Annotated in this window: 13 protein-coding genes; 3 read left to right on the plus strand and 10 right to left on the minus strand. The window is 57.2% G+C overall.

Annotated elements, in window-relative coordinates; all coding sequences use genetic code 11:
• Positions 1–165: 165 nt before the first annotated feature.
• The 10 genes from B4967_RS11370 to recD2 all read right to left on the minus strand — a co-directional run bounded on the left by B4967_RS11370 (position 166) and on the right by recD2 (position 7,261).
• Positions 166–1,401, minus strand: a complete 1,236-nt coding sequence (locus tag B4967_RS11370; protein ID WP_479694230.1) for an MFS transporter — start codon at positions 1,399–1,401, stop codon at positions 166–168.
• Positions 1,395–1,535 (minus strand): hypothetical protein, encoded by a 141-nt coding sequence (locus B4967_RS21545; RefSeq protein ID WP_243470533.1) that lies wholly within the window; start codon positions 1,533–1,535, stop codon positions 1,395–1,397. Before B4967_RS21545 ends, B4967_RS11370 begins: the two co-directional genes overlap by 7 nt.
• 34 nt (positions 1,536–1,569) lie before the next feature.
• Positions 1,570–1,761 (minus strand): metal-sensing transcriptional repressor, encoded by a 192-nt coding sequence (locus B4967_RS20395; protein WP_279384702.1) that lies wholly within the window; start codon positions 1,759–1,761, stop codon positions 1,570–1,572.
• A gap of 142 nt (positions 1,762–1,903) precedes the next feature.
• Positions 1,904–2,155 carry a hypothetical protein gene (locus B4967_RS11380; RefSeq protein WP_083025279.1) on the minus strand — a complete coding sequence of 84 codons (252 nt, stop codon included), beginning with the start codon at positions 2,153–2,155 and terminating at the stop codon, positions 1,904–1,906.
• A 299-nt stretch (positions 2,156–2,454) separates the two neighbouring features.
• Positions 2,455–2,946, minus strand: coding sequence for a hypothetical protein (locus B4967_RS11385; RefSeq protein ID WP_083025281.1), 492 nt, complete (start codon positions 2,944–2,946; stop codon positions 2,455–2,457).
• Positions 2,943–3,347, minus strand: a complete 405-nt coding sequence (locus B4967_RS11390; RefSeq protein WP_083025283.1) for a hypothetical protein — start codon at positions 3,345–3,347, stop codon at positions 2,943–2,945. Before B4967_RS11390 ends, B4967_RS11385 begins: the two co-directional genes overlap by 4 nt.
• Entirely contained in the window at positions 3,334–3,615 is a 282-nt protein-coding gene (locus B4967_RS11395) for a hypothetical protein (RefSeq protein ID WP_083025284.1), read from the minus strand. The genes B4967_RS11390 and B4967_RS11395 overlap by 14 nt, the downstream gene beginning before the upstream one ends.
• A gap of 14 nt (positions 3,616–3,629) precedes the next feature.
• Positions 3,630–4,601 carry a hypothetical protein gene (locus tag B4967_RS11400; protein ID WP_139794476.1) on the minus strand — a complete coding sequence of 324 codons (972 nt, stop codon included), beginning with the start codon at positions 4,599–4,601 and terminating at the stop codon, positions 3,630–3,632.
• A gap of 239 nt (positions 4,602–4,840) precedes the next feature.
• Positions 4,841–5,002 (minus strand): hypothetical protein, encoded by a 162-nt coding sequence (locus B4967_RS18065; protein WP_161491504.1) that lies wholly within the window; start codon positions 5,000–5,002, stop codon positions 4,841–4,843.
• Between the two features lie 144 nt (positions 5,003–5,146).
• On the minus strand, positions 5,147–7,261 hold the full coding sequence (recD2, locus tag B4967_RS11405; protein WP_083025288.1) for an SF1B family DNA helicase RecD2: 2,115 nt from the start codon (positions 7,259–7,261) through the stop codon (positions 5,147–5,149).
• Between the two features lie 459 nt (positions 7,262–7,720).
• Here recD2 and B4967_RS11410 point away from each other — a divergent pair, with 459 nt between their 5' ends.
• From B4967_RS11410 to B4967_RS11420, 3 genes are all read left to right on the plus strand, one after another.
• Positions 7,721–8,302 (plus strand): toprim domain-containing protein, encoded by a 582-nt coding sequence (locus tag B4967_RS11410; protein WP_083025290.1) that lies wholly within the window; start codon positions 7,721–7,723, stop codon positions 8,300–8,302.
• Positions 8,287–10,074 (plus strand): DNA topoisomerase, encoded by a 1,788-nt coding sequence (locus B4967_RS11415; protein ID WP_279384701.1) that lies wholly within the window; start codon positions 8,287–8,289, stop codon positions 10,072–10,074. The genes B4967_RS11410 and B4967_RS11415 overlap by 16 nt, the downstream gene beginning before the upstream one ends.
• Positions 10,075–10,272: 198 nt before the next feature.
• On the plus strand, positions 10,273–10,797 hold the full coding sequence (locus B4967_RS11420; protein ID WP_083025292.1) for a hypothetical protein: 525 nt from the start codon (positions 10,273–10,275) through the stop codon (positions 10,795–10,797).
• Positions 10,798–11,376 lie beyond the last annotated feature (579 nt).

An 11,376-nucleotide genomic window follows, 5' to 3' on the forward strand; every position in this document is an offset into this window, starting at 1 on the left:
TGTCCGGGATTAGTTGACCACTACAGCCTGTTAAAGCTTACTTTGCGCAAAAACCTCCTATTAATATTACGCCTTAATAAAAGGTGAGCATGTTGTATACCCGCGTTAGTAAGATTGGCAGTTCGCATCCCACGTTTATTTCCCAAGCCCGCGTCCTTACTCGTTTTACGATGGCCAATGGGAATGGTGGTCATCGATAACAAAGACGTGCCCATGTGAGCCTGGGGAATGATGGTGGGAATGGCGATGAGGTTCCGGCCCCTCCCATCCCTCATGTTCGTGCTGATGATGTTCATCGTGGTAGTGCAGGTGGGTGTGACTTTGGGCAGCGTGCTCGTGGTCAAGAGCAATCGGGTCATGTGCGTGCCAGATAAGGGCCGCGAGCCCCGTTGCCGCCAGGGCCACCGTTCCCAGCAAAGCGAACGTACCCGTCAGTCCCAGGTTCACTCCCAGCCAGCCTGCCAACGGATAGGTGACTAGCCAACAGCTGTGTGACAACGAGAACTGGGCAGCAAACAGCGCTGGACGCTCCTCCGGCTGGCATGAACGTTTGAGCAGGCGCCCGGTGGGGGTCATGACCAGCGAGACCCCAGCGCCCAGCAGTAACCATAGCCCGACAAGCCCCGCAAACGATGGGCCCAGCCAGCCCAGGTAGAGGCTGAGTGCCATCATAACGCCACCCAGCAGCATGACTGGCCGCTCGGACACCCGTTCCAGCACCTTGGGCAGCGGTAAGGCTATTAGCATGGAGCCCCCGCCTGCGGCGGCAAAGGCCAGTGCGACTTCTTTCTCGCCCAAATTCAACACCGAGCGTACGAGTACCACCGTGTTGACGATCTGCATGGCCCCGGCGGCTGAAACAGCCAGGTTCAACGCCAGTAGCCCGCGCAACCGGGGCGTCTTCAGGTAAATCCGCATACCATGAGTAACGCGACGCCAGACGCCGGGGGCTTCCTCTAGGGGGTGAGACGCAGGCAGGATCACCGATATAACCAGGGCGGCAGAGATAACGAAGGCCAGAGCATTGATTACAAACAGGACATCAAAACCCATCACCATCAGCAATGCCGCCGCCGCCATCGGGCTAAGAAGGGTCTCTAAATCATAGGCGAGACGCGACAGGGACAATGCTCGTGTGTACTGCTCTTCGTCTTCGAGAATGTCAGGGATCATCGCCTGGAAAACGGGCGTAAAGCCAGCTGAACAAGCATTGAGCAGAAAGATCAGCACATAGATCTGCCACACTTCGGTAACAAAAGGCAGTGCGCAAACCACGGCTGCACGCAGCAAGTCCAGGCTAACCAATAAGGTGCGCCGAGGCAGGCGTGATGCATAAGCGCCGACCAAAGGGGCAATGCCCACGTAAGCGACCATCTTGATCGCCAGCGCCGTGCCTAGCACGACGCCCGCCTGACCTTCGGCAAGATCGTGACCAGCAACGCCAGAGCAACCGTGGTCAGGCCAGTGCCGATCAGTGCAATGACCTGCGCTAGAAAGAGATGGCGGTAGACGCGGTGGGCGAGTACATCGAGCATAGAACTTCCTCAAATGAGGGGTGCCTAAAAGCGCTTACAGGTAGCGTGCAATCGTCTTGAACTCTTCAGCCCGTGCCCGTTGCGTTTGATTCTGAGTACCCAGGGCTTCGTCTAGGCAGTGGTCGATGTGATCCAGCACTAAGGTGCGTTTAGCTTGCTGAATGGCTTTTTCTACCGCATGGAGTTGTTGAGCGATGTCCAGACAGTGGCGTCCATCCTCTACCATCTGGGTCACACTCGAAAGGTGCCCCCGAGCGCGGTTCAGGCGCTTGAGATATCGGGATGTGACTGGGGAGTATGCATTGTCATGCTGGGTTCCTCTGTAGTTAATGGGTGCGAGATAGAGCACCTTCCGCCATGGTGAAGCGCTAACGAGCCGGGATGGTATGTTTCAAATGAGCGGGAAGGCTCTCCCTTGGAGTTGCGGCTTCATTGGGGAAGGCTTCGAGCACGTATTGCCCCATGAATCGACGCCTAACGCCAAAATACGGGGTGGCCTGACACATCTTCAGCCACTCTGACTGACTCACCACCGGCTGTAGGGCGTGTCGAGTGGCTTCATCCGCTTGGTCCATGGTGACAGGCACTGGTTTGCCGGCCTCCATGGCAATTGCATCCACTAGTCGATCCCAAAGCGCTCGAATCACGCCATCCCCGATCGCGACAAACGCAACGGGGAAACTCAGTCTCGGCAGCTCAGCGTACGTATCGTTAATCGATTGCCAATCATCGACCGCGAGACTAAGTAGCCACTCATTGGCATTCGTCAGCAGCTCTAATATCTAGTAGTGGGTATAGAGACGGTTCAGCCCCCTGACTCGACATATCTGCAGGCTTACATGCCTCGCGAGGCAGGTGGCTTCTTTACGAACCCGCAAATATTTATGCATTGATCATTCTCCGCAACAGCGCAATGCTTTCAGTCCTCGTCACACTGAGCCTGAAGTAGGTCAGCAATGTCCTGCTCGACAGACGCCACCGCTGGTTGCAGCGTTTCGTCTACTTCGTCCCGACCAAGGCGGGCGATCTCTTTCCAGCGCACCAGTGAGTCACGGGAGACAAGATAGGTACGCGCACAATCACCCTCAGAGGCTTCCTTCTGAAGGGACTCCAACAGCTCCAGGTCACGCATCGAAAATACCTGAATGGCCGGAACAAGCAGTCCAGCCTCTTCTGCTTGTCGGCCTAGTGATGCCATGTCCCAGTCACGTTCAGCCGCTTCGTAGGAGGAATGTGTGGTGGTCTGGTAACCGCACCGCTGACACACCAACCAGGGGTCATGAAACCAGTCGGTGATTCTTTTTAGGTAGTCTGGACTGTCCTGACAGGCACAGACTGGGCATGAGGCTCGCTCGGTCATGGTGCTATCTGGCATATCATGGTGAATGGGGTGTGGGGCAATGGCGTTCATACATGCCCACTTGAAAGCTGGCTCAGGGTCTGTGCCCGAGCATTGGCTGACTCCCTCACGATGTCGGGGGAGAACCCTGCACCACAGTGAACCTCGTTGATCATCACGAGCTGAAGATAGCCGCGATGAATCAGGTATTGGCCAAAGCCTAGATCCGAGATGTCCCGATGCGCATAGGCACCGGAAGCCTCCATCGCGTTAATATCGTCGATGGTTAGGGTGCCCATGTTGAGACTATCCAGTGTCGCTTGGCGATAAGGGGCTTGTAGGCAATATTGCTCAGCCAGCTCACCCAGGTTGAGATCAACCAGGGCACGATATAGCCCGCTGCACTGGTAATGGGTTGCCCCACCGCTAGAGAGTGCCACCAGCTCGCCCTTGCAATGACTAGGTTTCGCCATCGCTTTGCCTCCTGTGATTGTGTTCTCTCCCCTTGGCGATACCTGCATGGGTCAGCTTGTTGGCGCTGAGCATACAGGCATAGGCTGAGTGCATCGCATCGGCAATGATGCGATCGGCCAACTCAAGAGGGGTGGTATCAGTGATGCCAACACGCCGCAGATCTTGCTCAATAACGGCGCGATGACGTAGGTACTCATGAAGTTCATTTGCTAGTGCGCCGTCTGCTAGCAAATCCGGCTTGTTCGTTGCATTGAGTGCAGAGCACATGTCTACCCCCTACGTTACGCAGCACAGCTGGTCGGATGATGCCGAAGAATCTCGGCTAGCCGATCCAGGGCTGTTATGGAGATTGTCCGCGCTCCCGCTGCACAACGCGCCTCGTGTCGGCGCAGTAGCGAAAGATCCCTAGGCGAGAAATCGTGATCACGGCAGAATGCTGCCTGCGTCATTTCTCGGTCCTCGAGCAACTGCTCCCGGGCGTCACGAAGCACGACAATATCGGCATACGCGAACCCTCCCTTTCCCAGCTCACTGTCATTATTCGCTTCACCCATACTGGGCAAACCCAGCTCCGGTTCGAGGTTGCATGTAGCGGACTCGGCGTTTAGCGCACCTGCTACAACCAAGTTCTGCCCAATTCCGGGCGTTTCCTCGCGCAACCTGTCGCAAGAGGAGGTAGGGCGCGGGGTGACACCCTTGGCGAATGCGTGCTGGCGCAGTTTGGATAGAGAGGTGATAGCGAGCACCGCGGCCAGCTGGAAGATCAGCAGCGCCACCGCCTGCATGCCGATCAAAGCCTGCTGGCGCCATGTACAGGCCTCGGCCGGGGGCGCCGCCACGAGAGTCGCCAACTGGCTGTCAACCTCAGCGAGACGAGCCTGTGCGACTTGTATCGGTTCGAGCCAGCCAGCCCGGGCCTCACTATTTGCCCGGAAAGCCTCGATACTCTCTTCAAGGCGCGAGGCCTCCAGAGCCAGCCGCTCAATGCGCAGCTCCCGGCTGGCGTCGACGTGAGACGCTGACAGCCACTCATCCACCAGAGGCTCGCAAACCATATAGATAGGTCCGGTAAGCGTAAGCACGCTGGCGACCATGGCCAGCATTCGCCGAGCCAGCTGGCGCTGATACCAGAGCCACAATGCAACGACTTCTAGGAGAACAGCCCAGGCCCAACCCATCGGCCCAACAAACTCAGTCCAAAACTGAATCGCATGCACCTGCAACAGCGCGATCGCGCCAGCAAGTACCAGCAAAGGCGGCACCATCTCGATGAACCGTGTTGTCGGTGACTGATTGCCCATTACGTTGACTCTCCACAAAGCTCACACACATTGCCGTACCCACTAATCCCCTTTCCAAGAAGGCGGGGTGATCAGCTTTTCTAGTCCGCATCCGGTTCAGTTTCGTCACCTGCCGAGGTGGCCACAGCCATCGGCGTTCCCAGCAGCGGCGCGGGGGGAGGCGGTGGCTGTTCAGGCTCAGACGCAGCCATTCATATCCCGATCGTCAGCGCCAGCAGCGCCGACCAGGCGACCATCCAGCGGATTAAAAAGCGGCGATCCTTGAGATTACCCCAGCCGAAAATGAGCATCACAGCCAGGAAGACGGCATACGCGAGAGCGCCGACCCAGAGAATGGCGATGAAGCCGGTCATGCCACACCTCCGGTCACAAGCGCCTCAACGTGTCCCAGCTGGGAAAGGCAGGCTGTAGGTGGCTCGCCGGGGTCCCGGGCGACTTCAAGCCTTCTCTTGGCCATGGATCTCTCCTTTATAGGTTGGTGATACTGGTGAGGCAGGCTAGCGCAACCAAAGCGGTAATGAGGTAAGTCGACGCTGCCCGGTGACATGATGGACGGCTCGCTTAATCGCAGAAGGGTGACCAACGAGTACGACGCGGCGTTTGCCCCGAGTGAGGCTGGTGTAGAGCCATTGTCGCTCTAGCATGTGCCAATGCGATCTCACCAGAGGAATGACCACGGCAGGGAATTCGGACCCCTGCGCTTTGTGTCCGGTCATGGCATAGGCCAGCTGCAGCTTGCCGAGGGTGTCGCTGGTGAATAGCACTTCACGATCCTCAAACCGCGCCAGCACGGTTTTCTCCTCAGCGTCTGCCGTCACCACATAGCCGAGATCACCATTAAAGACATCACGGTTATAGTCATTCTCGGTCTGCACGATCTTGTCCCCTGGCGCCCATTGGCGACCATGGATTGTCACAGAGCCCCGATCGCCCGGGACGTGATAGCTTCGTAACGCTTCATTGAGAGCACGGGTTCCGACCGGACCACCGTGCATGGGTGGCAACACCTGCACTTCATAAAGAGGATCGAAGCCACGCGCCAGCATGTCTTCAGTGGCCACCCGCAATGCCACACGACACACCAGCTCGGGGTCACCGCCTTCCGGCACTTCGACAATCTCAAAGTCGCTATCTGGTACCGATTGAGGACTATTGCCCTGGTTGACGGCGTGCGCCTGGACAGTAATTTGCGAGCCAGGCCCCTGTCGCCGGATCTGTTGAAGACGTGCCACTGGGATAGCACCCGAACCGATCACATCGCGAAGAATGTTTCCCGGCCCAACCGAGGCCAATTGATCCTGATCACCGATGATGAACAGTCGGCAGTGGTCAGGCAGCGCCACCACCAGAGCCAGAAACAACGGCACATCGACCATCGATGCTTCATCAATGATCACTACATCCGCTTCGATCGGGTTGCTAGCATTAAACTCAAAGCCGCTGGCGCCGGCGCCCAGGGGACGATGAATAGTAGACGCCGGCCTCCCGGTTGCCTCCGACATTCGCCGAGAGGCACGGCCAGTTGGCGCACACAGCGCCAGCTCAAGGCCAGCATCATCCAGTGTCTGCGCCAGCACCTCAGTCACCGTGGTTTTCCCCACCCCCGGCCCACCCGTAAGCACAGCCACCCCATACGCAAGGCAGGTCTCCAATGCTTGGCGCTGCTCATCACTGAGCACCCGGCCATCCGACAGCTCGCCATCAACACGCACTTGGTTGCAGCCATTCCAATGCACCGCACGCGCTAGCAACGCGGTGGCGATGGTTCTCTCGGCTTCCACCAGCGAAGGCAGGCCAACTAGCCCGCCCTCAACACTTATAAGTTTTTCATGCGCCAGCAGCAGTTCAACAACCGAGGCCATGCGTGCCACGTCGACCCCGAGGAGCTGCGCGCCTTCCGAGGCCAATTCATCCGAGGTTGCCAGGGTATGCCCCGAGGCTGATCGTGCATCAACGACATGGCGAAGCCCCGCAATGAGTCGATCGCGGTGGGTCAACTCGAAGCCAAGAGATTGAGCCATAGCATCGGCTATACGAAACCCTATACCTCGAGTCTTCAATAAGGTGCGGTAGGGGTTGGCGGATACTTTCGCAATGGTCTCCTGGCCCAACTGGCGAAAGACCGACATTGCACGTGAAGCGCCCAGACCATGCCCCTGCAGGAAGATCAATGCATCACGCGCTTCTTGGTACTCATTCCAGCTCGCCGCTATCCCCACTGCTTTCTTCTTACCGATGCCTGACACAGCCCGTAAGGCCTTTTCGTCACCGAGTACGTCGCGCAGCCCATCACCGAAATGGGCGACCAACCGCGCAGCGAACTTGGGGCCAATGCCGGCCACCTTGCCACTCGCAAGGTATGCACCCAGCGCTTTGGACTCCTGAGGTATTTGCGTGATGAGCCGATCGGCTTTGAACTGCTTGCCGAACTTAGGATGCGTGCCCCAAGTGCCGCGGGCCTGTACAGACTCCCCCTCGTTGAGCGGCTGACATACAGCCACCAGCGTTCCCTCCTGTTCCTGAGCATCGCGCACAGTCAGGATCTGAAATCCCTCTTCACCTACGAAACGAACGGCACTGATCACGCCGCTCAATTCCTCAAGGTTGTCCATGGATCGCCCTCGCAAATAAAACAAAACCGGCTGGGGAGGCCGGGTGAGGTACAGGGAAACAGGCTCTTACTGGGGAGCGTGGATTGTCAGCACGCCCGGGCCGCGCCCGACTTCAAACTCTGGATCTGCTACTGGGGAGCCCTCTGAGTTGAGAGTGAGAGAGAAGCCGGATCAGGGCTAACTCAGAGGGCTCTCCGGTAGCCCCGTTACCGAGACGACCAGACGGCTAATGCGCATCCCCGAAGCCGTGTCAGGGGAGAGAGGAGATAGCGGGCGCAATCCGCTTAATTCGTTCGGCAGAGGGTTGTTAAGCTTTTTCCGCTGCCTATGTGTTGCTATACTAGACGACACTTTTTAAGTATGCAATACACTTTAGAGATGAAAGACATCGTATTGTCGGTTTGCTTCTGAGCGGTGCTTATTCCGCTTACTTTCCTCTACCGAAGGACGACCTTCAGGATGACATCACGAGCACTCATTCTGTGCGAGAAACACTCCGACCAGGCCGACAAAATAGCCCCTGCTTTAGGTCTTACGCGCAGCGGCAACGCCTACACCGGCACCTGGAATGGCATAACACTTACCTTAGTTTGGGCCGCTGGGCATTTGCTGGCGCCTGTTGAGCCTTCCGAGGTGAGCCCAGAGGCCAATTGGCGCGATCCCCGCAGTCTTCTGCCCCTACCTACCGCCTTTCCTCAGACGCCTACCGACCGCGGTAAGAAATACCTGGGAAACCTTAAAAAAGAACTCTCTCAAGCAACAGAAGTATGGTTGGCCACCGATCCAGACCGCGAAGGCGAGGCCATCGGGTACGAGATCCTGCAGTACGCAAAGTACCGCGGTTCGGTGAAGCGGATGTGGCTGACCGGCTCTATGGAAGCGGCCGATGTTCAGGCCGCGGCCAAGCGCCTCAGGAACGCCGGAGAAACCATTTCTTTCTGGCGGGGTCAGCAGGCCCGAGCCAACGCGGATGGCTTCTGGCAGTACCTTGTCCGTGCATACACCCCAACCGCTCGCTTAGCCTTATGGGTAGCGATTTAGCCAAAGGTAAGGGCAAGGCTGGGCTCGTGTCGGCCGGCCGCGTACAGTCCGCCACCCTTGGGCTAGTTGTTACCCGCGATCGCGCAATTGAAGCCTTCATTCCAGTCGATCACTACCAGGCGAAGATCACCCTGGGCGGGGGCGAGCTGACCTATTCACCGGCCACCCCAATAGCTGGGGGCAGCAGCATCCAGCTGCAGGATGACGGCAAGCCGATGTTCCTGGACAGGGCTGCCATGTTGGCCGTTACCAAGCGCCTAGAGACCGTCGATAACGCCGCCATTCTGGAGGCCGAGACAAAGCAAACAGCCAAGCATCCACCGCTGCCATACAGCCTCACAGCGCTTCAGCGAGACATGTCAAAACAGTACGGCCTCACGGCCCCACAGCCGCTGAAAGCGGCCGATTCAATGCGAAGCGATGGTTACCTGACCTCCCCACGAACAGAGCATGGAGAACTGCCCGCCAGTCTGTATAACCGGAACGATTTATTGGCCATTCTGGGTGGCGCAGCAAAGGCTGATGACGCGCTTATGGCGCCAGCCCGCCAAGCTGGTCGCCGGCATTGCATGGAGAGTGCGGAGGTGCCACGGCCACGTTGCTTTACCGACAAGCCGATGAACCACCACGGGATCATTCCAACGCGCAAAACTCCGAACCTCGCAGATCGTACGGAGGCCGAACAAAAGGTCTACCTGGCCTGTGCAAAACAATTCATCCAGGCCCTCCTGCCAGCCGCGACCGTCGAGTCCTTGAGTGTCAGCGCCAGCATCGATGTCGAGGACGTGATAGAGCGGCAGCCAGCGCTGTTTTCCGGCACCTTCAAGCGCGTCATTGACCACGGCTGGATGTCGGCTTTAGAGGCTCACAAAGAACAGAAAGACCTGCCACCACTGGTAGCCGGCGCCAGCATTCCCATCGAGGCTGTAAGGCTTCATGAGGCACGCACCGCGCCGCCCAAACACTACACGCTGCACGACCTGCTAAGCGCAATGCTCAATGCAGGCCGACACGTCGAAGGGGAAGATGCAGCAGCACTCCGAAAGGCTGCAGGGATCGGCACCCCAGCCACTCGGGATACGGTTATCCAGACGTTGTTTGATCGCGAATACGTAGCCACCAAGCGCAAGGGGAAACAGCAGCTAATTGTCTCCACACCACGAGGCCGCGCATTCATCGATAACACCCCCACCGAACTCTCCGATGTGCGCGTGACAGCCGCTTGGGAGCGCCAGCTCGATGCAATCCAGAACGCCCCCAACGACACAGCGGCTAAGCACGCCCGCGACAAGTTTATAACTGCTCAACGCGACTTCATTACTACCCGCATCAAAGAGGCAATCGACATCATGGACAATGCACCTGAGGCAGTTTTAGAAGCAGCCAATGGCCCCACAGAGAACATGGTTTCCGCAGCACGCAAGCTAGCCGCTGCACGCAGTCTTACGCTACCAGAGGGCATCGAAAAGAGCTTCGAGATATGTCGCTCATTCCTGGACGAGGTAATGCAGCAGACACCGCCGCCGACCGACAAGATGAAGGCCTTGGCTATGCGCCTAGCTGGCGAAAATGGTGTGACGCTGAATGGAGAACTGACCTCATTCAGGGAGTGCAAAACCTTCATCGATAAGTATATGCAGATCCAAGCTCCGCCCGCGAAAATGATAGCCGCTGCTGAGTCCGCCGCGAAGCGCTACCAAGTAAAACTTCCCGAGGCTGCCCGCACCTCAATACAGGAGTGTCGCGTGTTCCTAAACGAGCATCCACGCTAGCCCCGCCGAGAGGCATCCCGGGCACCCCTTGGATGGGGCTAGGACACTTGGCCGATCGCATTAAAAAGCAAACCGAAAAGGACTCCCCTCGCCAAGGAAGGCGCTCAATTTTACACCCGCCAGACGTACCCACTTAGCCCCTTTAAAGCCACTCAGAACAACACGCCTGATGAGTGATAGAAGACGATAGGAACCGCAATGCACGAAGTACATCACGACGATGAATCACAGGCCGAGAACACTCATCAACGTCAATCACGCCGTACTGTTGATAGGGAGGTGCTAGCACACGAGGCCGAGCTAATGGTGGGCGCACTGACAGCCGATATAGATGCAATTATGGGCGAGTACACACGGCAGCTACTGGACATTGTTGAGCGCATCAGGCAGGCCCAACCACGTACCCATGGCGCGGTACTTTTAGATGTTAGTCGGTGTGGCTATGGATGCCTCGGGTGCCCTCACCCGGTATGGCGTAAATGGGTCAACCGACAACAGCATAGCCGGCACGCACCCTCAACGTGGCATGCCGTTAGAATACAGCGACCAGGGGTAGCAGCAAGGGCGAAAACCGTGCCTCAAGAGGCGCGAGAGCTGATCGCTGAAGCCCTCGTGTTGATCGAACGAAGAGCACGCTTTATCGACCATTTGAAACGTATTAACAAGGCCATTGGTACTGCTCGCCACTACCGACCAGAGCTAGGCCAACAAGGAAACAATTAGGACGGCATGACAATCTTTTAATAGCGCATTATTCGATTTCTCTATGGCTTGTAGTGTCACTCTACAAGCCTTTTTTATGCGTATCTGAGCAGGCCTAGCGTGGGGTTAGATATAAACCGCAATGGGGCGTGTACATTGAAGCATCGCATCATTAATACGGGTGCTAGCTATACGCTTACCCCATTCAAGAGAGCGCTATTCCCAGTGATTGGAACATCACTCTATGGGTATCCATGTGCCGGGGAGAGGGCTGTTACCAAACGGCAGTAGCTAGAGGTATAGAAGGGTGGGGAAGGGTTGATCCCTCATGCATGAAATAGCTGCCATGAAAGCAACAAAAATTACGACAAGCATTTAATGATCTAGGGGTATCCCAAGCACGCCATTGTTGGCAAAGCGAGTGTCTTCGGCGCGTGTACATCCACGGTGGTTGTGTTCCTGTCGGGGTATGGGGAGACCTTGCCACCGCACTCAATGCTGGCGCTTTCGATGCGTGAGCAACAACGGAGATAATGGGCTTGTCGGGGTATGGGGAGGCCATGCCACCGCGCGAGCTATGGTGATTTCTGGTGTATGGAA

The sequence above is a fragment of the Vreelandella lionensis genome, from assembly GCF_002087295.1.
GTDB lineage: Bacteria > Pseudomonadota > Gammaproteobacteria > Pseudomonadales > Halomonadaceae > Vreelandella > Vreelandella lionensis.